Genomic DNA, 25273 nt, shown 5'->3' on the forward strand with positions numbered 1-25273 from the left:
GGGAATTACGACGGCGGCGCGCGGCCTGGGTGCGCCAATGACCCTTCCTGCCCCTGGATTCCGCGGATCCTGCGGATGAAACGGCCGATTTGCGGTGGGGGTTGTGTGGGGGTATTGTTTTCTGAGTCGCCGCCGCTGAAGCGGAAAGATAGCGGCCAACCCCCCTTTTTTGAACGGCCTGGAAATGGTTCGCTTTTGTGGCGTGCTGTGTGGGTGGGGGCTGATTCTGGTGGTTTTGGACGCGGGAACGTGGTTTGCAAAGCCGGGCCGGATCGGGTAAGTTTGAAAAGTTGCTCCGGAGCGATCCTGAACGTTGGTTTGGGTGGTGCCGGGTGTGTCTGTTGTTTGAGAACTCAATAGTGTGCCAAGTTTGTTGATACCGATTATGTAATGTGATTGGTTGATTGTGCTGTGCCGCCACCCCGTGGTGTGCATGGTGTTTTTGGCTGGTTTCAAATTTTGTGCAGCCGTGGTCGCCGTTATTTCCGGTGGTTGTGGTTGTGTCTGTTTGTTTTCAACGGAGAGTTTGATCCTGGCTCAGGATGAACGCTGGCGGCGTGCTTAACACATGCAAGTCGAACGATGATGCCAGCTTGCTGGTGGATTAGTGGCGAACGGGTGAGTAACACGTGAGTAACCTGCCCTTGACTCTGGGATAAGCCTGGGAAACTGGGTCTAATACCGGATATGACTGATCATCGCATGGTGGTTGGTGGAAAGCTTTTGTGGTTTTGGATGGACTCGCGGCCTATCAGCTTGTTGGTGGGGTAATGGCCTACCAAGGCGACGACGGGTAGCCGGCCTGAGAGGGTGACCGGCCACACTGGGACTGAGACACGGCCCAGACTCCTACGGGAGGCAGCAGTGGGGAATATTGCACAATGGGCGAAAGCCTGATGCAGCGACGCCGCGTGAGGGATGACGGCCTTCGGGTTGTAAACCTCTTTCAGTAGGGAAGAAGCGTAAGTGACGGTACCTGCAGAAGAAGCGCCGGCTAACTACGTGCCAGCAGCCGCGGTAATACGTAGGGCGCAAGCGTTATCCGGAATTATTGGGCGTAAAGAGCTCGTAGGCGGTTTGTCGCGTCTGCCGTGAAAGTCCGGGGCTCAACTCCGGATCTGCGGTGGGTACGGGCAGACTAGAGTGATGTAGGGGAGACTGGAATTCCTGGTGTAGCGGTGAAATGCGCAGATATCAGGAGGAACACCGATGGCGAAGGCAGGTCTCTGGGCATTAACTGACGCTGAGGAGCGAAAGCATGGGGAGCGAACAGGATTAGATACCCTGGTAGTCCATGCCGTAAACGTTGGGCACTAGGTGTGGGGGACATTCCACGTTTTCCGCGCCGTAGCTAACGCATTAAGTGCCCCGCCTGGGGAGTACGGCCGCAAGGCTAAAACTCAAAGGAATTGACGGGGGCCCGCACAAGCGGCGGAGCATGCGGATTAATTCGATGCAACGCGAAGAACCTTACCAAGGCTTGACATGAACCAGACCGGGCTGGAAACAGTCCTTCCCCTTTGGGGTTGGTTTACAGGTGGTGCATGGTTGTCGTCAGCTCGTGTCGTGAGATGTTGGGTTAAGTCCCGCAACGAGCGCAACCCTCGTTCCATGTTGCCAGCGGGTAGTGCCGGGGACTCATGGGAGACTGCCGGGGTCAACTCGGAGGAAGGTGGGGACGACGTCAAATCATCATGCCCCTTATGTCTTGGGCTTCACGCATGCTACAATGGCCGGTACAAAGGGTTGCGATACTGTGAGGTGGAGCTAATCCCAAAAAGCCGGTCTCAGTTCGGATTGGGGTCTGCAACTCGACCCCATGAAGTCGGAGTCGCTAGTAATCGCAGATCAGCAACGCTGCGGTGAATACGTTCCCGGGCCTTGTACACACCGCCCGTCAAGTCACGAAAGTTGGTAACACCCGAAGCCGGTGGCCTAACCCCTTGTGGGAGGGAGCTGTCGAAGGTGGGACTGGCGATTGGGACTAAGTCGTAACAAGGTAGCCGTACCGGAAGGTGCGGCTGGATCACCTCCTTTCTAAGGAGCACCTACAATGATCCGTCGCCAATGCATGTTGGTGGTGGGTGTGTTGTCAGGAGTAAAGGCCCGTTGCACGGACGACTGTTCCGTGGCGGGTGCTCAAGGGTGGAATATCAACAAATAGCGGCTGTCTGGTCTTTTGGTCTTCTTTAGTACGAACCCTGGTGGTTCTGGAACGGTGGGCCGGGGGGTTTCCGGGTGGTTTAGTGTTTGGCACACTGTTGGGTCCTGAGGCAACAGGGCCGGGGAGTTTTCCCGGGTTTGTTTGTTTCTGGTTTCCCTGCCATGACGTTCCTGCACGTGTTTGACTCCTTTTTTTGGGGGTTTGTGTGTGGGGTGTGTGGTGTGGGGTTGTTGTTTGAGAACTACATAGTGGACGCGAGCATCTTGTATAAGAAGCAATTTCCAAGATTATGAACCTGGATCTGGTTCGTGTGCCTTTGGGTGCGCGGGACAGTTTCTGTGGTTCTCTCGAAAATGTTTTTGATCTTTGTGGTCAAGTTTTTAAGAGCACACGGTGGATGCCTTGGCATTAGGAGCCGAAGAAGGACGTAGGAATCTGCGATAAGCCTGGGGGAGTCGATAACCGGACTGTGATCCCAGGGTGTCCGAATGGGGAAACCCCGCCAGGGGCGTGAGTTGCCTGGTGACCCGTACCTGAACACATAGGGTGCGTGGGGGGAACGCGGGGAAGTGAAACATCTCAGTACCCGCAGGAAGAGAAAACAATAGTGATTCCGTTAGTAGTGGCGAGCGAACGCGGATCAGGCTAAACCGTTCCATGTGTGATAGCCGGCGGGCGTTGCATGGTCGGGGTTGTGGGACTTTCCATACCAGTTCTGCCGGGCTGGTGGGGTGTGATGTGCGCGCATAGGTGAACGGTTTTGAAAGGCCGGCCAGAGAGGGTGTTAGTCCCGTAACCGTAATGTGTTTGTACCGCCTGTGAGAGTATCCCAAGTAGTACGGGGCCCGAGAAATCCCGTGCGAATCTGTCAGGACCACCTGATAAGCCTAAATACTACCTAATGACCGATAGCGGACCAGTACCGTGAGGGAAAGGTGAAAAGTACCCCGGGAGGGGAGTGAAACAGTACCTGAAACCGTGTGCTTACAATCCGTCGGAGCCAGTCTGATTCTGGTGACGGCGTGCCTTTTGAAGAATGAGCCTGCGAGTTAGTGTTACGTCGCGAGGTTAACCCGTGTGGGGCAGCCGTAGCGAAAGCGAGTCTGAATAGGGCGTGTGAGTGGCGTGATCTAGACCCGAAGCGAAGTGATCTACCCATGGCCAGGTTGAAGCGACGGTAAGACGTCGTGGAGGACCGAACCCACTTCAGTTGAAAATGGAGGGGATGAGCTGTGGGTAGGGGTGAAAGGCCAATCAAACTTCGTGATAGCTGGTTCTCCCCGAAATGCATTTAGGTGCAGCGTTGCGTGTTTCTTGCTGGAGGTAGAGCTACTGGATGGCTAATGGGCCCTACAAGGTTACTGACGTCAGCCAAACTCCGAATGCCGGTAAGTGAGAGCGCAGCAGTGAGACTGTGGGGGATAAGCTTCATAGTCGAGAGGGAAACAGCCCAGACCACCAACTAAGGCCCCTAAGCGTGTGCTAAGTGGGAAAGGATGTGGAGTTGCCCAGACAACCAGGAGGTTGGCTTAGAAGCAGCCACCCTTAAAAGAGTGCGTAATAGCTCACTGGTCAAGTGATTCCGCGCCGACAATGTAGCGGGGCTCAAGTACACCGCCGAAGTTGTGGCATTCACATGTTGTCCTAGCCTTCGTGGTTCAGGAGTGTGGATGGGTAGGGGAGCGTCGTGTGGGCGGTGAAGCTGCGGTGTAAACCAGTGGTGGAGCCTACACGAGTGAGAATGCAGGCATGAGTAGCGAAAGACGGGTGAGAAACCCGTCCGCCGAATGATCAAGGGTTCCAGGGTCAAGCTAATCTGCCCTGGGTAAGTCGGGACCTAAGGCGAGGCCGACAGGCGTAGTCGATGGACAACGGGTTGATATTCCCGTACCGGCGAAAAACCGCCCATGCTGAGCGGGGGATACTAACTGCCCGAAACCTGCCTGACACCCCTTGTGGGTGAAGGGTTTTGGTGGAGCGCAGGACCTGATCCCGGGAGGCAAGCGTATTAACAGGTGTGACGCAGGAAGGTAGCCGAGCCGGGCGATGGTTGTCCCGGTCTAAGGATGTAGGGCGAATGGTAGGCAAATCCGCCATTCATATGGCCTGAGATCTGATGGGACCCCCGTATGGGGGGATTTGGTGATCCTATGCTGCCGAGAAAAGCATCGACGCGAGGTTTTAGCCGCCCGTACCCCAAACCGACACAGGTGATCAGGTAGAGAATACCAAGGCGATCGAGAGAATTATGGTTAAGGAACTCGGCAAAATGCCCCCGTAACTTCGGGAGAAGGGGGGCCCCAACCTTGAACACCACATTGCTGGTGGGAGGGGATCGGGGCCGCAGAGACCAGGGGGAAGCGACTGTTTACTAAAAACACAGGTCCGTGCGAAGTCGCAAGACGATGTATACGGACTGACTCCTGCCCGGTGCTGGAAGGTTAAGAGGACCGGTTAGCCGTAAGGCGAAGCTGAGAATTTAAGCCCCAGTAAACGGCGGTGGTAACTATAACCATCCTAAGGTAGCGAAATTCCTTGTCGGGTAAGTTCCGACCTGCACGAATGGAGTAACGACTTCCCCGCTGTCTCAACCATAAACTCGGCGAAATTGCAGTACGAGTAAAGATGCTCGTTACGCGCAGCAGGACGGAAAGACCCCGAGACCTTTACTATAGTTTGGTATTGGTGTTCGGAGTGGCTTGTGTAGGATAGGTGGGAGACGTTGAAGCCCGGACGCCAGTTCGGGTGGAGTCATCGTTGAAATACCACTCTGGTCACTTTGGACATCTAACTTCGGCCCGTAATCCGGGTCAGGGACAGTGCCTGATGGGTAGTTTAACTGGGGCGGTTGCCTCCTAAAAAGTAACGGAGGCGCCCAAAGGTTCCCTCAGCCTGGTTGGCAATCAGGTGTCGAGTGTAAGTGCACAAGGGAGCTTGACTGTGAGAGAGACATCTCGAGCAGGGACGAAAGTCGGGACTAGTGATCCGGCGGTACATTGTGGAATGGCCGTCGCTCAACGGATAAAAGGTACCTCGGGGATAACAGGCTGATCTTGCCCAAGAGTCCATATCGACGGCATGGTTTGGCACCTCGATGTCGGCTCGTCGCATCCTGGGGCTGGAGTAGGTCCCAAGGGTTGGGCTGTTCGCCCATTAAAGCGGTACGCGAGCTGGGTTTAGAACGTCGTGAGACAGTTCGGTCCCTATCCGCTGCGCGCGCAGGAAATTTGAGAAGGGCTGTCCTTAGTACGAGAGGACCGGGACGGACGAACCTCTGGTGTGTCAGTTGTACTGCCAAGTGCACCGCTGATTAGCTACGTTCGGATGGGATAACCGCTGAAAGCATCTAAGCGGGAAGCTCGCTTCAAGATGAGATTTCCATACACCCTCGGGTGTGAGAGGCCCCCAGCCAGACCACTGGGTTGATAGGCCGGATGTGGAAGCGAGGACTAACGACTCGTGAAGCTGACCGGTACTAATAGGCCAACAACTTACACCACACAGAACATACAAACTCTGCTTGCGTCCACTATGTGGTTCCCAACCAACAACCCCCAACACCACGGGTTAATGGCACGGAACCAACAACTACATACAACAACACCACAATGTTGTAACCACAAAGACTTCCCACCCCCGGCATCAGACCCGGGCGGACGGGTACAAGGGTTACGGCGGTCATAGCGTGGGGGAAACGCCCGGTCCCATTCCGAACCCGGAAGCTAAGACCCACAGCGCCGATGGTACTGCACCCGGGAGGGTGTGGGAGAGTAGGTCACCGCCGGAACATCATTAACTGGTCGAGGCCCCAACCACCACATGGTTGGGGCCTCCCACATTTAACAACCACCCACCACCACCCAGAATCCCCAGCCCACCTCCGGCGGGTAAAACACCAACCCCCGCTCACCTTTGACGGCTCTTCGTGGTTGATGGTGAAACAGGTTCGTGTCTTGAAAGCTGAAGGGCTCGTAGCCCTGCTGTGATGGATGTTCTCTACGCATTCATCAAGTCAGGAGCTACGAGCCTTGATCGAGCCTACTTCGCCGCGCCCCGATGCTGCCACCGCAATTTTCAACCTGCCCGACTACCGCGTCACCGATACTGAGATCCTCGCTTTCGGGCAGCGCCGGATCCAAGTCGTGGCCACCGCCGAGGCCGGCTGCCCATCCTGCGGCGTCATCAGCACCCGCGTTCATTCCCGCCGGCCACAACGCCTGCGTGACATCCCCGTCGCCGGGCCGGTCGAAGTGGTCTGGGCCAAGCGGAGATTCTTCTGCGATGAGTACCTGTGCCCGCGCCAGACATTCACCGAGGAAACAACCCAGGTCCCGCGCCGGGCACGGTCCACCCATCGGCTCCGTGAGGCCCTGGTTGCCGCCGTCATCGGATCCGGCAGGGCAGCCGCCGAGGCCGCCGCTTCTTTCGGAGTCTCATGGTGGCTCGTGCAGCGGGCCCTGGACTCTGCGGCGCTGACGCTGCCCGATGTCGACGCCCTTGCACCGCGGATGCTCGGCATCGATGAACATCGCTACCGGTCCGTGCGGTTCTTCCGCGACCCGGCCACCAAGGCCTGGAAACGCTACGAACCATGGATGACCACCATCGTCGATCTTGACACCGGACAAGTCCTAGGGATCGTTGACGGCCGCGACAGTGAGGGCGTCGGGGACTGGCTTTTCGCCCGTCCGCTCGAATGGCGCCTGGGCGTGCAGGTCGTTGCCATCGACCCATCCGCCGCTTTCCGCAAAGCCCTGCGGATGTGGCTGCCACGCACCGCTGTCTCAGTCGATGCATTTCACCTGGTCAAGCTTGGCAACGACATGCTCACCGAAGTCCGGCAGCGCCTCACGCAGCAGGTTCATGGCCGGCGGGGACGCGCCATCGACCCGGTATGGGCAAATCGGCGACTGCTCCTGCGGGCCGGGGACACACTCTCGGACCGGGCACGGAACAGGCTCAGCACCGTGTTCGACACCGACGACGCCACCGGGAAGTTGCAGGCCGCGTGGCTGGTCAAGGAACAGCTCCGCGCCCTGCTGACCACCGGGTCCCTCGCCCACGCGGCCGCCGCGAAAGACCAGCTTCAGACACTGGTTGTCAAAGCCGCGCAGCCCGAAACCAACCGGCTCTGGCGGACGGTCTGCCGCTGGTGGAAAGAGATCGAAGTGCTCATCGTCACCGGTGCGACAACCGCGAAAGTGGAAGCCAACAACACCGCGATCAAGCACATAAAGAGGACCGGCCGGGGATTCACCAACGCACGCAACTACAAAACGCGTATCCTGTTGCGCAGTGCCGCCAGAACAGCGGCATGAACATCCTTCACGGCAGAACATTCACCACGAACCGTGAAGAGCCCCTTTGACGGCTCTTCGCGGTTGATGGGGAATTGAGTTCGTGTCGTTGAAGACAAAGGGGCCCGTGGCCCTGTTGGGATGAGTGTGTCTAAGCATTCAACCTGGAACAGGACCACGAGCCTTGAACGAGCCTACCGGGGTCGCAGCCGATGCTGCCACCATCCTCTTCAACCTGCCCGACTACCGTGTCATCTCCACGACCATGTCCGCTGGCCGCCGTCAGGTCATCGTCGAAACTGACGCGCTACCGGGCTGCCCGAGCTGTGGGGTCATTGCCTCCCGGCGGAAGGAACGCCGCCTTCAACGGCTCCGCGATATTCCCGTCGCCGGGCCGGTGGACGTGCTCTGGTCCAAGTACCGCTGGTACTGCGAAGAGTCAGCGTGCGACCGGCTCTCGTTCTTCGAATCCACGCCGCAAGTGCCGCGCCGTGCCCGGTCGACGAGCCGGCTGCGGGACCAGCTCGTGGACGCGGTCATTCGCTCCGGCAGGGCTTTCTCGGAGACAGCTGCCGGCTTCGCCGTGTCCTGGTGGATGGTCCGGGCTGCGGTGACCGAGGCCTGCCTGCTGCGGCTGCCCGACGTGGACAAGCTCAGTCCGCGGATGCTGGGCATTGATGAACACCGGTTCCGGTCCGTGCGCTACTTCCAGGACCCGACCACGAAGGCGTGGACACGGTTCGAGCCGTGGATGACAACCATCGTGGATCTGGAGACCGGCCAAGTCCTCGGCGTGGTCGACGGCCGAGACCACAAGGGCGTCGGGGACTGGCTGTTCGCCCGGCCCCTGCAGTGGCGGCTGGCCGTGCAGGTCGTCGCAATCGACCCCTCCGCGGCGTTCCGCAAAGCCTTACGGATGTGGCTTCCCCGCACTGCTGTCGCCGTCGATCACTTCCACCTGATCTCGCTGGCCAACCAGGCAATGACTGAGACCAGGCAGAACCTCTCCCAACAGGTCAAGGGCCGCCGCGGCAGGGCCATCGACAAGGCCTGGGCCCACCGCATGCTCCTGCTGCGCGGCGGTGACACCCTCACGTGTAGGGCCGCCCTCCGACTCGAGGAAGTGTTCGCCCTGGACGATCCAACCGGCACCCTCCAGGCCGTCTGGAAGGTCAAGGAACAACTCCGCGCCCTGTTGCGCACCGGCTCCCTGGAGGACGCCGCGGCGGCCAAGCAGGTACTCGAGGAGCTGGTCAAGGAAGCCGCACGGCCGGAGACGAACAGGCTGTACCGTACAGTCTGCCGGTGGTGGAAGGAGATCGAGGTGCTGATCATTACCGGCGCCACGACAGGCAAGGTCGAGGCGAACAACACCGCAATCAAGAACATCAAACGAACCGCCCGCGGGTACCGCAACGCCGCCAACTACAAATCGGTTATTCTCTTGAGAAGTGCCGTCAGGACGGCGGCATGACGCTCATTCCAGGGATCCATTTCCCCACGAACCGCGAAGAGCCCCTTTGACGGGTAAGCGATCAACCCCCGCTCACCTCTGTCCATGCCCCGTGAGCGGGGGCCGGGGGAGAACCTGCCAGATGTGAGCGGGGGCCGGGGGAAAACCTGCCAGACGTGAGCGGGCGTCGGGGGAGAACCTGCCAGACGTGAGCGGGCGTCGGGGGAGAACCCGCCAGAAGCGAGCGGGCGTCGGGGGAAAACCTGCCAAAAGTGAGCGGGCGTCGGGGGAGAGTAGGAAATAGGGGCTGCGGATTGTTGAACAATCTGAGTTTTTAGGGCATTCTTGAAGGACACCAATCCGAGACGGAGATCACAATGCCCAGCATCGACCTGAACAGCGACGTCGGCGAGTCCTTTGGGAACTGGTCCTTCGGCGATGACGCCGCCATTTTTGAAAGCGTGTCCAGTGCCAACGTGGCGTGCGGCTTCCACGCTGGCGACCCTGTGGGCATTATGGCCACGTGCCAGGCAGCCGTGAAGGCCGGCGTCACCGTCGGCGCCCACCCGGGCTACCGGGACTTGGCAGGATTCGGCCGTCGCTTCGTGGACATGACCCCCGCAGAGTTGACTGCTGACGTCGTCTACCAGATCGGCGCCGTCCAGGCCGTGGCTCTCGCCGCCGGGACCGCCGTACGCTACGTCAAGCCCCACGGCGCCCTGTACAACACGATCGTGAACCACCCGCAGCAGGCCGGCGCCGTCGTCGCCGCCATCCTCGCCGTGGACCCCACCCTCCCCCTCATGGTTCTCCCCAACTCCGAAATCCAGCGCCAGGCCGACGCCGCCGGGCTGCGGACCGTCGCCGAAGCCTTCGCTGACCGTGCCTACAACCCGGACGGCACCCTGGTCTCCCGGCGGGAAGCCGGCTCCGTGCTGCATGAGGTTGATGACGTCGTCGAACATGTCCTGCGCCTGGCCGGCGACGGCGTGGTCCGTGCCACCGACGGATCGCTGGTCCCTGTCAAGGCCGAAAGCATCTGCCTGCACGGCGATACCCCCGGCGCCGTGGCGATGGCTGCCGCCGTCCGCTCCGCGCTGGAGAACGCCGGCATCCAGATCCAAAGCTTCGCCTAGCCATGACCGCCATCCAGCAGCAGGCCAGTAAGGCCACGCATGCGGAAGTAACCGGCATCCGCCCCGCAGGGGACCGGGCCATCCTGATTGAGCTCTCGTCCCTCGACGCCGTGCTCAGCCTCCAGGCCCAGTTGACCGCACACCCGCAGCCGGGCCAAATCGACGTCATTGCTGCCGCCGCCACAGTCCTGGTCACCGCGGAATCATCGCAGGCTATAGGGGCTCTTGCCGCGCACGTCCGCGGCCTTGACCTCGACGCGCCTGCGGAAATCCAGAGCGCGCTGGTTACCATCGATGTGGTGTACGACGGCGAGGACCTGGACGAGGTCGCGTCGCTCACCGGCCTGGGCCGTGAGGCAGTGGTGGCCGCCCATACAGGCCAGCTTTGGACTGCCGCCTTCGCTGGCTTCGCACCGGGCTTCGCCTACCTCACCGGCGAAAACCCCAGCCTGGAGGTTCCCCGACGCCGGTCACCCCGAACCGCTGTGCCCGCCGGCGCCGTCGCCCTGGGCGGTGCCTATTCGGCGGTTTACCCGCGGCAGTCACCGGGCGGCTGGCAGCTGATCGGCCGCACGGACGCCGTGATGTGGGACCTCGGACGGGAGGACCCCGCCCTGATCCGGCCCGGCGATACCGTCAGGTTCAACGCGGTCCGGGCCCAGGCCATTGTGACGGCGGGGCAGCAGGCAGAAACCCGCCAGCCGGCAGAAGACCAGCCGGCAGAAGAGGAGTTCCCGGCAGGAGAAGGCGCGGGCCTCATCGTCCGGAAGCCAGGCCTGCAGGCCACCATCCAGGACCTGGGCCGCCCCGGCTTCGCGTCCTTGGGCGTCAGCAGCGCCGGCGCAATGGACCGCGGAGCCCTGCGCCGCGCCAACCGCCTGGTGGGCAACCGCGAAGGCGCAGCGGGAATCGAACTCCTCTTCGGCGGACTCGAGCTGGAAGCCCTCACCGACCAGGTCCTTGCCGTGACCGGCGCGGAGGTTCCGCTGGAGATCACGCCGGCCAGCAAAGGAGGCACGACGCCGGCACGGCACCCAGAGTGCGACGCCCCCTTCGCGCTGCTGGCGGGGGAGATGCTCAAAGTAGGGAACGCGACGAGGGGGCTGCGGTCCTACCTGGGGGTCCGCGGCGGAATCGGCGGCCCTGGAGCCTTGGGCAGCCGTTCCACGGACACCATGTCAGGCGTTGGCCCTAATCTGCTCGAGGCCGGCACCGTCCTGCCCGTGGAGCCGGCCAATCCGGGCAGCGTGGTGGGCCACCCGGAGGTGTCACCCCTCCCGGAGTCGGACCAGGCCACCGTGCTTCGGGTGGTTCCCGGACCAAGGCAGGACTGGTTCAGCTCCGAAACCCTGCAGGACTTCCTCAAACAGGAGTGGACCGTGACGCCGCAGTCCAACCGCATCGGCCTGCGACTGAAGGGCCAGTCACTCAGCCGCAGCCGCGACGGCGAACTGTCCAGCGAAGGAACCGTCCGCGGCGCCGTGCAGGTGCCGCCCGAAGGGCAGCCCGTGCTCTTCCTCTCCGACCACCCGGTGACAGGCGGTTATCCGGTGATTGCCGTCGTCGTCCACGCGGACCTGGACAAGGCCGCCCAACTTCCGCCGGGCACCACCGTGCGGTTCGCCGCTGCACCACCTTCGGCAGCACTGCCCGAAACACTTAAGGAAAGCTCCCATGCGTAAAGTCCTCATTGCCAACCGCGGCGAAATCGCCGTCCGGATCGCCCGGGCCTGCGACGACGCAGGCCTGGAAAGCGTGGCCGTGTATGCGGACCCCGACGCCGACGCGCTCCACGTCCAAGCCGCCACGGAGGCCTACTCGCTGGCAGGATCCAAGCCCCAGGAGACCTACCTGGACATCGAAAAGATCCTGGCCGTCGCGGCGAAGAGCGGCGCCGACGCCGTCCACCCCGGCTACGGCTTCCTGTCCGAAAACGCCGCCTTCGCCCAGGCCGTCATGGATGCCGGCCTGACCTGGATCGGCCCCTCCCCGGAAACCATCCGGCTGCTGGGCGACAAGGTCAGCGCCCGCGAGGTGGCGGTCCGCGCCGGCGCCCCGCTGGCTCCGGGCAGCGACGGTCCGGTGGACAGTGCTGAAGAGGTGCGCGCCTTCGCCGAACAGGTGGGCCTGCCGGTGGCCATCAAGGCCGCCTTCGGCGGGGGCGGCCGCGGCCTCAAGGTGGTCCGGAACCTGGCCGACATCGAGGAAAGCTTCGACTCCGCCGTCCGCGAATCCCTGGCGGCCTTTGGCCGCAGCGAATGCTACGTGGAGAAGTTCCTGGACCGGCCCCGCCACGTTGAGGCCCAGGTCATCGCGGATACGCACGGCAACGTGGTGGTGGTGGGCACGCGGGACTGCTCGCTGCAGCGCCGCCACCAGAAGCTCGTGGAAGAGGCTCCTGCGCCGTTCCTCACCCCCGAACAGCGCGCGGAAATCCATGCCTCGGCAAAGGCCATTTGCCGTGAGGCAGGCTATGTCGGCGCGGGTACCGTGGAGTACCTGCTGGACGGCAGCGGCTTCCTCAGCTTCCTGGAGGTCAACACCCGCCTGCAGGTGGAGCATCCCATCACCGAGGAAACCTCGGGCGTGGACCTGGTGGCCGCCCAGTTGGCCATCGCGGCAGGGGAGAAGCTTCCCATCCTGGCGGATCCGGAACCCCGCGGCCACGCCTTCGAGTTCCGCATCAATGCTGAGGATCCGGGCCGCGGCTTCCTGCCGTCCCCAGGCGCGGTAACGGAGTTTGAGGTGCCAACCGGACCGGGGATCCGCCTGGACACCGGGGTCCGCGCGGGGTCCGTGGTGCCCGGACAGTTCGATTCCCTGCTGGCCAAGCTGGTGGTCACCGGCGCCGACCGGCAGCAGGCCCTCCGTCGCGCCCGCCGTGCCCTCCGCGAGTTCCGCATCGGCGGCCTGGCCACCGTGCTGCCCTTCCACCGCGCGGTGGTGGATGCCCCGGACTTCACCGGCACGGATGCCCTGGGGGTCTACACCACCTGGATCGAAAACGAGTTCACCACCTCCCTCGACGCGGATCCGGCGTTCAGCCCCGCCGCTCCGGAGGAACCCCGCCGGACCATCGGCATCGAGGTGGACGGCAAGCGGATGGAGCTGGGGCTGCCCAAGGCGCTGCTGGATTCGCTGCTCGACGGCGGCGGCCGCCGGTCTGCGGACGCTCCGGAGAGCCACGCGGAGACCCAGGCGGAGAAGAACGACGGCGACCTGCTGGCAACCATGGCCGGCACCGTGGTGAAGTGGCTGGCGGCGCCGGGGTCCAGCGTTGAGGAGGGGGAGACGGTGCTGGTGCTCGAGGCCATGAAGATGGAGACCGCCGTGGCCGCCCATCGTGCCGGCACCCTCGGTGAGCTGTACGCTGCCGCCGGAGACGCCGTCGGGCCCGGGCAGGTGCTCACCACCATTTCCTGACGCACCTCACAAGGGCATCCGCGCAAACACGCGGCACACTGCGAGGCTGAACCAGAGCTGGAGGTCGTGGAACCTGTCCCGGAGCAGGTGGCCGGTGAAGAGGCCGGACGGTTCCTGGTGTGCGGCCAGCCAGTCGCGCGCCTGGTCGGTTTCGTCCGACCTGAACCCGGGCCGGATGATGCTGATGGCGTCGAGGGCGGAAACGAGGTCTGTCATCCAGAAAGGAAAGCTGAACTCGGTCCAGTCGGCGGCCCGGCCCTTGTCCGGATAGGCGTCCGGCTCGAAGAAGCGGGCCGCCAGCAATTCCGCAGCCTTTTGTGCGGAGGTGCTTTCGCGGTGCCCGGGATGTGCCGCGTATGCCCTGAGCACGATCCCGGTGATCAGATGCGAGAACGGCTGCGCCGGGTCGCCGGCGATGGTCTGCGGCTCGTCGAGGGCGTCAAGTTTCCTACCCCGCGTACGGAGCGGAAGTGCCCAGCCGCCGTCGTCCTGCCGCGACGCCTCAAGCCAGTCGAACGCCCGTTCCACGCGCGGATCCTCACCGTACCCCGCTTTGCTCAGGAGCCCGATGAGGGCCGCAGTGTAGTTGGGGGACACCTGGTTGCCGTAGATTCCGCGGAGATCACCTTGGGCGGATTGGTGTGCGAGCACATAGCCGGCGGCTCCGGCGAGAGCCGGATGCCGGTGCGTGAACCCGAACATGTCGACGAGGAACCCGAGTTGCCGGTAGGTCTCCAGCAGGTCGTAATCGGTGCTGGCACGGGGCCGTCTTCCCGGATAGGTCCAGGACCCGTTCGCCGCCTGGCGCCGCACGATCCTGCGGGGGATCGGCAGATCCCAGATTGCCTCGTCAGGCGTCTGTGCCCGGGCGGGTGGCAGCCCTGCCGGCCTGGAGGCCAACTCACGGACGGCCCAGGAGCGCACCGCGGGGTGCCCGCTCGACAGCAGCGGGGCGATCGGGTCGAAACGCAGGCCGTCAAGCCACGTCATGCTCACCATGATGGCGGAATCCCTCCGGTGCGGACAGGGGACCGGTGCCCTGCCGTTATCGTGGTGCCATGACGTTTGACGAGGTACTGGCCGATCTCCAAGCCCAGGCCAGGACCACAAAGCACGCCGAGACCGGCCTTTGGGTGGCCGCCCAGCTGCGCAGCCGGATCGAGGCCGGCCTGCTCAAGCCCGGATCCAAACTCGCGGAGGAAGCCCTCCGCGAGGCCCTTGGCGTGTCCCGCAATACCCTGCGTGAGGCGTTCACGGCGTTGCATGCCGAGCACATCGTCACCCGCATCCCCAACCGCGGCGTGTTCGTGGCCCACCCCACCCCGGACGACATCCGCGAAATCTACCGGGTGCGCCGCTTCCTGGAACCGGCCGCGGTGCTGTGGTCCGGCGAGACCTCCATCGAGCCGCTGCCGACCATCATCAAGGCGGCCAGGGCTGCCGCCGCGGAAGGGGACATCCCCGGAATGGCCGGCGCCAACCAGGACTTCCACCGTGCCATCGTGAACCGGGCCGGCAGCGAGCGGCTCAACAGCCTCATGGAACAGGTCCTGGCCGAGATGCGGCTCGTGTTCCACTCCATGGCCGCCAACCCGGCCTTCCATGAGCCCTACGTGGAGGACAACGCGCACATCGTGGAACTGCTGGAGGCGGGAGACAAAGCCGCGGCAGCGGACTTCCTGGCCACTTACCTGGACCGCGCCGAAGCCCAGCTGCTGGACGCCGTCGGCCGCTGAATCAAGCCCCTCTCAAAAGGGGTTGCAGGATTGTTGAACAAAAAGCTATGCTTTAGATCACACCGTTGTTCTGCAGCTCACTTAACTCTGCAGTTCCAACGCACCGGGGCTCCCGCCCCTCGGCGCCGTCATCACCAACTGACCAACCTCACTGACGCGCCGGCCCCCATTTTGAAAGACCCTTCACGGGTCCCCTGGGAAGGGATAGTCATGCTTGTACTCATCGGGGTGCTGCTGGTGATCGTTGGCTTCGCCATCCGCCTGAACCCCCTGATTGTCGTCACCGTCGCCGGCATCGTCACCGCACTGCTGGGCGGCATGAACCCCGCGCAGATCCTTGATGCCTTCGGCACCGGCTTTGCCAGCAGCCGCTCGGTCACCATCTTCGTGGCGGTGCTGCCGGTGGTGGGCATCATCGAGTTCTTCGGGCTGCAGGAGCATGCCAAGGTCCTCATCGGCCGACTGGCCAAGCTGACCGCGGGCCGCGTGCTCATCGGTTACCTGGCTGTCCGCCAGATCACCGCCGCCGTGGGCCTGAACAGCATCGGCGGCCACGCCCAGACCGTCCGTCCGCTGGTGTTCCCCATGGCTGAGGGCGCCGCGCTGCGCCGCTACGGCCACGTGCCGGAAAAGATCAGCGAGAAGATCAAGGGCCATTCCGCCGGTGCGGACAATGTGGGCGTGTTCTTCGGCGAGGACGTGTTCGTGGCCGTCGGCTCCATCCTGCTGATCACCACGTTCGTTGACACCACGTACCACCTCCATCTGGAGCCGCTCCAGCTGGCCCTGTGGGCCATCCCCACCGCCATCGCAGCGTTCCTCATCCACGGCTTCCGGCTCCTGCGCCTGGACAAGCAGCTGGACAAGGAATACCGCGAGTACGAGCTCACCGCCCCGAAGGAAGCCGCAGGAGAAGCCAAATGATCAACGTTGAAGCCGTCTACTGGCTGATCGGCATTCTGTTCGTCGCGTGGGCATCGCTGATTGCCGCCGACACCAACCACCCCCGCCGCTGGGGCAGCTCCGCCTTCTGGGGCATCCTGGGCCTGTGCTTCTTCTACAGCACCTGGGTCCAGGCAGGCACCGCGCCCGGCTGGATCCTGGGCGTCGCAGTCCTGGTCCTGGTGGTGCTGGCCTCCACCGGCCTCCTGGGCCACGGCAAGCACCGCACGTCCACCGGCCCCGAGCGCGAGTCCTACGCCAAGCGCTTCGGCAACAAGCTGTTCATCCCGGCCCTTACGCTGCCGCTGGTCACCGTGATCCTGGTGCTGGCTGCACCCGTGCTGAACATCGGCGGCACCCCGCTGCTCGACCCCAAGAACACCACGCTGGTGGCCCTGGCCATCGGCGCCGTGGCCGCCGTCATCGTCGCCCTTGTGATCCTCAAGCCAAAGAACCCGGCGACGCCCATCTTCGAAAGCCGCCGCATCCTGGAATCGATCGGCTGGGCTGCGCTGCTGCCGCAGATGCTCACCACGCTGGGCATCCTCTTCACCAAAGCCGGCGTGGGCACCGCCGTGGGCAACCTGGCCTCAGGCCTGCTGCCCAAGGGCTCACTGATCGCCGGCGTGCTGGTCTACTGCATCGGCATGTTCCTGTTCACGGTGCTCATGGGCAACGGCTTCGCGGCTTTCCCCATCATGACCGCGGCGATTGGCTGGCCCGTGCTGGTGCAGACCTTCCACGGCGATCCCGCCATCATCTTCGCCATCGGCATGCTGGCCGGCTTCTGCGGCACGCTCTGCACCCCGATGGCCGCCAACTTCAACCTGGTGCCGTCCGCACTGCTGGAGATGAACAACAAGTACGGCGTCATCACGGCGCAAGTGGGCACGGCCATCCCGCTGCTGGCGGTGAACATCGCCCTGATGTACTTCCTGGCCTTCCACTAAACCTCTTCGCCGACCCCGGCTTTCTAAGGAGCATGATGGACAACGACCTCCGCGTACAGGCGGCCCCGGACTACGCGGCCGTGGTGCTGGGCAACCTCTCCGAGCCCTACCCGCACTCGGCGCACCACACGCAGGTGTCGGCCGAGGACCGGCCCACCCCGGAGCAAATCCACCCCGCGTTCTACACCTCCTTCGACTGGCACTCCTGCGTGCACATGCACTGGCTGGGGGCCAGCCTGCTGGGCGGCACCCCCGGGTCACCCCTTGGCGGGGCTGCACCGGAAGGAGCGTCCGACGACGGCCCGGCGGCCTGGGTGGATAGCCTCACAGAGGCGTCGCTCCGGGAAGCCCTGGGCGCCAACCTCACGCCGGCCAAGCTGGCCGTGGAGCGGGACTACCTGCTGGCTAATCCGTCCTGGGAACGGCCCTACGGCTGGGCATGGCTGATGCGGCTGGCCGCGACGTGCTCTGCGTCCGCCGATGCGCAGTTGCGTGAGTGGGGCACTGCGCTGGAACCGCTGGTGGATGCCGTGGCGGACCTCAGCGCTGCGTGGATGCAGAAGGCCCAGTACCCCGTGCGCCACGGGCTGCACACCAACGCCGCATTCGGCGTGGGCTACATGCTGGACGCGTTCCGGTCACTGGGCCGCGTTGATGCTGCAAAGGCGTGCGAGGAAGCGGCACGTGGCTGGTTCGGTAACGACCGCGACTGGCCGGGCGACTGGGAGCTCAGCGGCCAGGATTTCCTGTCCGCCGGACTCAGCGAGGCGGACCTGATGCGCCGCGTGCTGTCCGCGGACGAGTTCGCCGAGTGGTTCGCCGGGTTCCTCCCGGGGCTTTCCGCGGAGTCGCGCATCCTGCAGCCGGTAAGCGTCACCGATGAAACCGACGGCTACCTGGTGCACCTGCACGGGCTGAACCTGACCCGGGCCGGGCAGGTTGCCCGGATCATCGCCACGCTTCGGGAATCCGGCAGCGCCGAGGCATCCGCCGCCGCTGCCGTCCTGGTCGAGGCGCTGGATCCGCTGCTGAAAGCCGGACTCCACGGGCTGGAGAGCGGCGACTTCATGTCCACCCACTGGCTGGCCAGCTTCGCTTGGGACGTGCTGGGATCCGTGGCGGATTTGGACTGATTCTTTCCTGGCGGTGTATCCCTTGTGGGGTCCGCCGGCGTCAACGGCCCCCTCAGAACGGAGCAGTCATACTCCGTTCCGAGGGGGCTGTTTATGCATCCGGGAGTACCGCCGCGTTAGTCTTGCTGCACCACGCTGGGGGCGTGACCTGGGAGCAGCGGGCAGGGTTGTAATGAGCTGACCGTCCGCCCGCGAGCCAGAGGAAGCCGATGCGCCAGCACTCCAGCACCTGCCCGTCAGACCCTGCGATGGCAGGGAAAGCAGCCACGCCCAGGCCTCGAAGGAAGCGGGCCAGGCATCCGCGGCTGGCGGTGGGGGACAGGGTCCGCTTCGCCGAAGGAACCCTGGCCGGCACCGGCGTCGTGGACGCCGTGACCTCCGACTACTCCATCATCTGGGTATGGACCGACGAGGGCCAGGGCCGGCGGATGTTCGTGCAGGGTTACGGCAGCATTGTGTCCGCGCTGTCGGAAGAGGCTGCGGAACAAGAGGACGCTGTAGCCGCCTGCTGACCAGCTAACCGCCGAGCCGTTCCGACTCATCCGCGGCACGCCGCCTGCGCCGCTCATCCGCCTGGAGGATGCCGTCGCGGACCGCGGCGCGGACCACTCCGTACAGGATGTAGAAGAAGACCGCGCCGACGAGCGCAAGCAGGACAAGCCCGGTCGCGTTACCCATCAGTTCGCTCCTCCTCCGGCCAGTACGGCTGAGCGGACGCCGCCGCCTGACGCAAGGTCCCGCCGTCGAGCCTGATGGACGTTTCCTGCAGGCCGAAGTCGGTCCATTGGGCAACCAGCCGCAGGTCGCCGGCAGGCGGCAGCGGCCACAGCCAGAGCGTGCCGCTGCCGGAGAACTCCGCATCGCCCCCGCCGCCCCCGCCGCCGTTCAGGGCGAGGACGGGAGGCTCCGGACTGGTGCCCGGCTCCAATAACCCGTAGGGTACCTGGCTGCCGGTGCTGGCCTTTGAACCATCGGGAAATTCGACGCCGAACAGGAGTCCGCCCTGCCGGCCACTGCCACGGATGCCCCTGCCGGGCTGGAAGAACAGCGGCTGCAAATCGTCCCAGTCCTCATCGGACTGATCGGTCCGGCGGAAGAGCCAGGACAGGCTGAACAGGCACCCGGTAGAGAACACCTCGGCGCCCTTGACTGCCACCACCATTCCCGGCGTCCGGCTCACGAACCTGCCCAGATGGACAACGGCAGGCAGTTCATAGGCGGGTGCAGCCACCCAAGGGGGCGGGACGTGCCTGGTTCCCCGCGGCCGGGGCGGCAGGGGAGGGACGGGAAAATCCTGGAAGAACGTCATCGGTGGTCCTTGGGTCCGTTGGCTGCGACCGACCAGCGGAACAAGCGGCAGCGCCGCCCTGGATCCCCCAATCCGTCCTTGCCCGGCCAGTCTAGCGGGGATGCCTCAAGGCCTGGTTGCCTCCTCGAGGATTTCCAGCAGGTGGCGGTAGGAGCGGCCGGTCGCCTTGGACATCCCCAGTTCGCAGGTGCGGTTGGTGGAGGCGTAGGCGTCGAACTGTCGCTCGTTGATCTCGCGGGCCTGCCGGTCCGTGGCGGAGTCGGTCAGTTCCGGATGGAGCAGGCCGCGGTCGCCCGCGAACGCGCAGCAACCCCAGTTCAGCGGCACGAACACATCGTCCGTAACAGCCCCCGCGATCTCGAGCAGGGCCGGGTTTGTCCCCAGCTGCGTGGATGAGCACGTGGGATGCAGGGCGATGGAACCCAGCGGGGCAGTCACCGTGAGCTTCCCAAGGACGTGTTCGTGCACGAACTCCACCGAGTCAACAAAGCGCAGCCCGGCGTACCGCTCCTCGCCCGCAGCCGCAAGGCGCTTCATCGTGTCCAGGCCCTCCGTGCAGGACGCGGCGTCGCACACCACCGGCAGCTCGCCCCGGCCGCTGGCCTCGTACAACTGGTCCAGGACCTTGGAGCTCATGGCCTCGTAGCCCTGGGAAAAGCCCTTCGACTTCCACGGCGTGCCGCAGCACAGGCTCTCGATGCCGTCCGGAACGGTGACCGGCACGCCGGCGCGGTCGCAGAGGTCCAGGAAGGCCTGGGCCGAGCCCTTCGCGGCGCCGCCTGCAGCATCCGCCGGGCCGAACATCGTTCCGATGCAGGCGGGGAAGAACACGGCGACGCTGTCCGGGTCCGGCCGCGCGCTGCGCCTGGAACCCCCGCCGGGCAGCACGGTGGAGTAGGCGGGCACCGCTTCCGTGCCCAGCAGGGCGCGGCCGACGGCGGTCGCGGCCTTTGGCAGCGGCGCCGGCATGGCCTTGGCTACAGTCAGGGCCAGCCCGCCGGCGGCGGTCACGGTGCCCCAGTTTTCGGCGGCCTTGTTCCAGCCGGCCGCCGCGACGGTGTTGGCGTTTTCCTTGCGCAGCCGCCGCACCAGGTCCCCGGTGTTGATCAGCACCGGGCAGGCGGTGACGCACATGCCGTCCGCTGCGCAGGTCTGCACGCCGTCGTAGTCATAGTCCTTGCGCAGGTTGGCGGCGAGGGCGTGGTCGCCGCGTTGCTCAGCGGCAGCAATGTCGCGCCGAAGCACGATGCGTTGGCGCGGAGTAAGCGTGATGTCCTTGCTGGGGCAGACCGGTTCGCAGTACCCGCACTCGACGCAGCGGTCCACTTCCTCCTCGACGGTGGGGGCCACCTTCAGGTTCTCGATGTAGGAGAGTGGTTCGTCGGCGAGCAGCACGCCCGGGTTCATGAGGTTGGGCGGGTCGATCAGCCGCTTGATTTCCTGCATGACCGCATAGAGCTCGTCGCCGTATTGGCGGCGGACGAAGGGCGCCATGATGCGCCCGGTGCCGTGCTCGGCCTTGAGTGAACCGCCCGCGCCGAGGACCAGGTCCACCATCTCGTCGGTGAAGGCCTGGTAGCGCAGCAGCTGGGCCGGATCGTCGAAGCGCTCGTTGAGCATGAAGTGGACGTTCCCGTCCTTCGCGTGCCCGAAGATCACCGATTCCTTGTAATGGTGCTCGTGGAAGAGCCGAGTCAGTTCGCCGCAGGTGTCCGCGAGGGCGGGAACCGGGACAACGATGTCCTCCAGCAGTGCGTTGGTTCCCGAGGGGCGTGCGCCGGCGACAGCCGTGTACAGGCCCTTGCGGACGTGCCAGAGGGCTGCCCGGTCTTTCGGGTCCGTGGTCAGCGTGAAGGGCGCGGCCACGTCCAGCGAGTCGAACAGCGGCTGCGAGCCTGCGCGCTTGCCGGACAGCTCGGCGGCGTCCGAGCCCTGGTGTTCCACCAGCAGCGCAGCATGTCCCTGGACCGGCAAGGTACTGATCGCAGCGGGGGTGTCGGCGGCAGCCTGGGCCACCTTCAACGCTGCCGCGTCCATGAGTTCGATGGTGGCAAGGCCGGTGGCAACCAGGTCCGGCAGGGCAGCCGTGGCCGCATCGAGGGTGTTGAAGACCAGGAGCCCCGTGGCAACGGCCGGTTTGACCTCGACGGTGCGGAAGACGGCCTCGGCCACGAAGCCGAGGGTCCCCTCGCTGCCGATCATCAGGTGCATCAGGATATCGGCCGGGCGTTCGTAATCCAGGAAGGAGTTCACGCCGTAGCCCATGGTGTTCTTCATCGAGAACAGTGAGCGGATCATGCGGACCGACTCGTCGTTCCCCACCACCCGGCGGCGCAGCCTCAGCAGCCCTTCGTGGAGTTCCGGTTCCAGCTCACGCAACCGCCGGTCGGCATCGGCGTCGGCGGTGTCGATGACCGTGCCCGAGGGCAGCACCAGCACCATTGATTCCAGCGTCCGGTAGGTGTTGAACTCGGTGCCGCACGCCATCCCGGAGGAGTTGTTGGCGATGACCCCGCCCACGGTACAGGCGATTTCGCTGGCGGGATCCGGCCCGAGCTTACGCCCGAAGGCGGCCAGCCGGGCGTTGACGCTGCGCACGGTGGCGCCGGGCTGCACACGGACCCGGGCGCCGCCGTCGAGCACCTCCACGCCGCGGAAATGCTGGCGGGTGTTGATCAGCAGGCTGTCACTCAGGGCCTGGCCCGACAGGCTTGTGCCGCCGGACCGGAAGGTGGCGGGAAGCCCAAGCTCCCGGCTGCGCCGCAGCAGGGCACCGACGTCGGCGGCATTACGCGGAGTGGCCACCCCCTGGGGAACGAGGAGGTAGTGCGAGGCGTCGTGGGCCATGGCATGGCGGTCCAGGTCCCGCGTGCTGACGGTATCCAGCCCCAGCTGTTCGATGGGGGATTCGGCTCCTGCCGTTGCTGTTCGCATGCGTAACTCCAAAAAACTTAGGTGATGGTGTGGGGCCGGGGCGTCGTGGCGTCCCCTGCCCGCTGGTAGAACCATTCGATGTGCTCGCGCAGCAGGCGCGCGGCGAGTCCGCCGTCCCGGGACTGGACGGCATCGAAGATTCCGTGGTGTTGGGTGCGGAGGACTTCCAGGACATCCGGCCAGTCCTCCATGGCGTCCATGGAACCCTTGACATAGTCGACGATCGAACCGCTGAGGGACTCCATGATGGTGGCCATCACCTCGTTGCCCGCGAGCGAGCTCAGCGCCACGTGGAACCGGGCATCCAGCTCGTGGAAGGCTGCCCGGTCCACCTCAGGGTGGTCCATGGCCTCCAGCAGCTGGGCCGCCTGTTCGCGCTCCGTGTCGCCACCCTCACGCTCTGCACCTGCACGGGCAGCCCAGGTTTCCAGGAGGATGCGGGTCTGGACAATGTCCTCGACCGGCAGGCGGTTGCTGGCAACATGCAGCCGGAGCGCGGAGGAGAGCCCGGCGGACGGATCGGAAACGACGATGGCACCGGAGGTGGGGCCGGACCCCACCGAGCTGCGGACCACGCCCATGGCGTCAAGGATCCGGATGGCCTCCCGCACTGATGCCCTGGAGATTCCGTAGCTTTCCGCCAGGGTCCGTTCGCCCGGGAGCCGGTCGCCGACCTTGATCTTGCCGGCGCGCAGGTCCGCTTCAATGTCTTTCAGCAGTGCGTCGTGGGTTCGAGGGCGGGGAGCTGCTCCGGCTGCGGGGGTTGTCACGGGCGATCCTCTGGGTGGGGGAGTGCGGGCCCCGAGTGGACCCGCACTCCGGTTTTGCGCGGGAAGTGGCCGCGGGTACTGGCTAGGGGAGCATCCAGCCCAGGACTGGGGTGGACTGCAGGTAGACGATGGTGCACAGCACCAGAAGCAACCCCACGCTCCATCCGACTACCTTACGCAGAAGGACGGACTCCTGGCCGTCGAGGTTCACGGCGGTGGCGGCAATGGCGAGGTTCTGCGGGCTGATGAGTTTGCCCACCACGCCACCGGCGGTGTTGCCGGCCACGAGCAGGGTCGGGTCGATGCCCGCATTCACGCCCGCGGTCTGCTGCAGCTTGGCAAACAGTGCGTTCGCGGAGGTGTCCGAACCGGTCACGGCCGTGCCCAGCCAGCCGAGCACGGGGGAGAGGAACGCGAAGAAGCTTCCGGTGCCGGCCAGCCACACGCCGATCGAGACCGTCTGGCCGGAGTTGTTCATGACGTAGGCAAGGGCAAGCACCGTGATGATGGTGAGGCCGGCCCATCGCATCTTGAAGATGGTCCGCCCGATTTCGGCCACGGCGTTGCCTACCGTCATGGGGAAGCGGCCGCGGTCATCGAAGCGGGCGTAGACGACCGCCACAATCAGGCCGGTGATCAGCAGGAGCGTGCCGGGGCTGGACAGCCACTGGAAGACGTAGACGGTGGAGGACAGCGGCTTGCCGTCGGCGCTGACCAGGGCGTCGTGGAGGACCGGCCACGGGATCTTTACGTCGGTGGCGGCGAGGGCGGCAGGAAGGTCGACGCCGAGCTTCCACAGTTTGGCGATACCGAACACCACAATGACCAGGAAGTAGGGAAACAGCGCGAGCCAGGTACGTGCCGGGGTGAGGCTTTCGCGCTCGGCCGCCTCCACGGTGGCCGCGCTGCCTGAACGGGCGCTTCGCGGGCCGCCGTTACCAGCCGTGGCACCGACGGCGGCCACGGACTCCGCGGCCACGCCCAGCCGGTCACGCGCTGCCGCCGTGCCGCGGGGCCTCCAGAACCGGAAGAACAGGACAGCCGCGCCCAGGCCGACCAATGAGGCCATGATGTCGGTGAGTTCGTACGAGAAGAAGTTGGAGCAGAGGAACTGCGCTGCGGCAAAGGAAAATCCGACGACCAAAGCGGCAGGCCAGCAGTCCTTCAAGCCCTTGCGTCCGTCCAGGATGAAGAGCAGGATCAGCGGGACGAAAGTTGCCAGCAGCGGTGCCTGGCGGCCCACCATGGCGCCGATGTCCGTCGCGTGCAGCCCGGTAAGTCCGGCGGCGGTAGTGATCGGGATGGCCATTGCGCCGAAGGCGACCGGAGCGGTGTTGGCCACCAGCACGGCGGCGGCTGCCCGCAACGGAGGAAGGCCGAGGGCCAGCAGCATGGTGGCGGTAATGGCCACCGGCGCGCCGAACCCGGCAAGGGCTTCGAGCAGCCCGCCGAAGCAGAAGGCGATGAGGACACCCTGCAGGCGGACGTCGCCGCCGCCAATGACATCGAAGACCCGGCGGAGGTCCTCAAAGCGGCCGCTGAGCACCGTCACCTGGTAGAGCCAGACGGCCATGACCACAATCCACAGCACAGGGAAGGCGCCGAAAACGCCGCCCTGGGTTGCGGACAGGAGCGCCAGGCCGGCCGGCATCTTGAACGCCAGGATGCCCACCACCAGGGCCACCAGCAGGGCAAATCCGCCGGCCACGTGGGCTTTGGTCTTGGCGACGGCGAGCAGGAGAAAGAAGGTCAGCAGCGGCAGCAGGGCGACAATGGCCGACCAGGCAACGCTGTTCAGCACCGGGTCAATGCTGGGGGTGAAGTGGTCCACAGAGTTCCTCCACGTTGAGGGGTGTTGGGGTCGTGTTTGGTCAGACCACAATGGTCCGACCAGGGAAGTGTAGCCCACAATTCCCGGTTGGTGTGAGCCGCTTCACCACCGGGTCCGGGGTTGAAAGTGGCTGGTATCACGTGTTCTACTGTGGTCAGACCATACGAACATCCCTACCCCTTCCCGGAAGGCCGC

At 64.6% G+C, this 25273-nt stretch carries 16 protein-coding genes and 3 rRNA genes; 13 read left to right on the forward strand and 6 right to left on the reverse strand.

Going from position 1 to position 25273, the window contains the following annotated elements; all coding sequences use genetic code 11:
* The first annotated feature begins 514 nt into the window (after window positions 1-514).
* The 8 genes from LFT49_RS05315 (at window position 515) to LFT49_RS05350 (ending at window position 13473) form a co-directional block, all read left to right on the forward strand.
* A 16S ribosomal RNA gene (locus tag LFT49_RS05315) occupies window positions 515-2037 on the forward strand.
* Between the two features lie 497 nt (window positions 2038-2534).
* Window positions 2535-5664, forward strand: a 23S ribosomal RNA gene (locus tag LFT49_RS05320).
* Window positions 5665-5834: 170 nt separating this feature from the next.
* Window positions 5835-5951: ribosomal RNA gene (gene rrf, locus LFT49_RS05325) — 5S ribosomal RNA — on the forward strand.
* The 16S, 23S and 5S rRNA genes sit together here, the layout of an rRNA operon.
* A gap of 241 nt (window positions 5952-6192) precedes the next feature.
* Window positions 6193-7482 carry an ISL3 family transposase gene (locus LFT49_RS05330; RefSeq protein WP_237428630.1) on the forward strand — a complete coding sequence of 430 codons (1290 nt, stop codon included), beginning with the start codon at window positions 6193-6195 and terminating at the stop codon, window positions 7480-7482.
* 163 nt (window positions 7483-7645) lie between these two features.
* Window positions 7646-8935, forward strand: a complete 1290-nt coding sequence (locus LFT49_RS05335; protein WP_237429206.1) for an ISL3 family transposase — start codon at window positions 7646-7648, stop codon at window positions 8933-8935.
* Window positions 8936-9291: 356 nt separating this feature from the next.
* A complete protein-coding gene (locus LFT49_RS05340; RefSeq protein WP_237429956.1) occupies window positions 9292-10050 on the forward strand; it encodes a LamB/YcsF family protein in 759 nt (252 codons plus the stop codon).
* 2 nt (window positions 10051-10052) lie between these two features.
* Window positions 10053-11732, forward strand: coding sequence for a 5-oxoprolinase/urea amidolyase family protein (locus LFT49_RS05345; protein WP_237429957.1), 1680 nt, complete (start codon window positions 10053-10055; stop codon window positions 11730-11732).
* Entirely contained in the window at window positions 11725-13473 is a 1749-nt protein-coding gene (locus LFT49_RS05350; protein WP_237429958.1) for an acetyl/propionyl/methylcrotonyl-CoA carboxylase subunit alpha, read from the forward strand. The genes LFT49_RS05345 and LFT49_RS05350 overlap by 8 nt, the downstream gene beginning before the upstream one ends.
* Before the next feature lie 6 nt (window positions 13474-13479).
* On the opposite strand, the gene LFT49_RS05355 is transcribed toward LFT49_RS05350, so the two are convergent.
* Window positions 13480-14463 (reverse strand): prenyltransferase/squalene oxidase repeat-containing protein, encoded by a 984-nt coding sequence (locus LFT49_RS05355; protein ID WP_237429959.1) that lies wholly within the window; start codon window positions 14461-14463, stop codon window positions 13480-13482.
* 68 nt (window positions 14464-14531) lie between these two features.
* Here LFT49_RS05355 and LFT49_RS05360 point away from each other — a divergent pair, with 68 nt between their 5' ends.
* From LFT49_RS05360 to LFT49_RS05380, 5 genes are all read left to right on the forward strand, one after another.
* Window positions 14532-15209: a GntR family transcriptional regulator gene (locus LFT49_RS05360; RefSeq protein WP_237429960.1), complete on the forward strand. Its 678-nt coding sequence runs from the start codon at window positions 14532-14534 to the stop codon at window positions 15207-15209.
* 210 nt (window positions 15210-15419) lie between these two features.
* A complete protein-coding gene (locus tag LFT49_RS05365) occupies window positions 15420-16133 on the forward strand; it encodes a DUF969 domain-containing protein (protein WP_237429961.1) in 714 nt (237 codons plus the stop codon).
* Window positions 16130-17101, forward strand: coding sequence for a DUF979 domain-containing protein (locus tag LFT49_RS05370; RefSeq protein ID WP_236801310.1), 972 nt, complete (start codon window positions 16130-16132; stop codon window positions 17099-17101). The genes LFT49_RS05365 and LFT49_RS05370 overlap by 4 nt, the downstream gene beginning before the upstream one ends.
* Before the next feature lie 32 nt (window positions 17102-17133).
* Window positions 17134-18234, forward strand: coding sequence for a DUF2891 family protein (locus LFT49_RS05375; protein ID WP_237429962.1), 1101 nt, complete (start codon window positions 17134-17136; stop codon window positions 18232-18234).
* A 209-nt stretch (window positions 18235-18443) separates the two neighbouring features.
* A complete protein-coding gene (locus tag LFT49_RS05380) occupies window positions 18444-18746 on the forward strand; it encodes a hypothetical protein (RefSeq protein WP_237429963.1) in 303 nt (100 codons plus the stop codon).
* Window positions 18747-18750: 4 nt separating this feature from the next.
* Here the strand turns inward: LFT49_RS05380 and LFT49_RS05385 are convergent, their stop codons facing one another.
* The 5 genes from LFT49_RS05385 to LFT49_RS05405 all read right to left on the reverse strand — a co-directional run bounded on the left by LFT49_RS05385 (window position 18751) and on the right by LFT49_RS05405 (window position 25078).
* On the reverse strand, window positions 18751-18912 hold the full coding sequence (locus LFT49_RS05385) for a hypothetical protein (protein WP_237429964.1): 162 nt from the start codon (window positions 18910-18912) through the stop codon (window positions 18751-18753).
* A complete protein-coding gene (locus LFT49_RS05390) occupies window positions 18905-19543 on the reverse strand; it encodes a hypothetical protein (RefSeq protein ID WP_237429965.1) in 639 nt (212 codons plus the stop codon). Before LFT49_RS05390 ends, LFT49_RS05385 begins: the two co-directional genes overlap by 8 nt.
* A gap of 105 nt (window positions 19544-19648) precedes the next feature.
* Window positions 19649-22477 carry an FAD-binding and (Fe-S)-binding domain-containing protein gene (locus LFT49_RS05395; protein ID WP_237429966.1) on the reverse strand — a complete coding sequence of 943 codons (2829 nt, stop codon included), beginning with the start codon at window positions 22475-22477 and terminating at the stop codon, window positions 19649-19651.
* Window positions 22478-22494: 17 nt separating this feature from the next.
* Window positions 22495-23247 carry a FadR/GntR family transcriptional regulator gene (locus tag LFT49_RS05400; protein ID WP_237429967.1) on the reverse strand — a complete coding sequence of 251 codons (753 nt, stop codon included), beginning with the start codon at window positions 23245-23247 and terminating at the stop codon, window positions 22495-22497.
* An 82-nt stretch (window positions 23248-23329) separates the two neighbouring features.
* Entirely contained in the window at window positions 23330-25078 is a 1749-nt protein-coding gene (locus LFT49_RS05405) for an L-lactate permease (protein WP_237429968.1), read from the reverse strand.
* Window positions 25079-25273: the final 195 nt, after the last annotated feature.

The organism is Arthrobacter sp. FW306-06-A (assembly GCF_021870055.1).
In the GTDB taxonomy this organism is placed as follows: Bacteria; Actinomycetota; Actinomycetes; order Actinomycetales; family Micrococcaceae; genus Arthrobacter.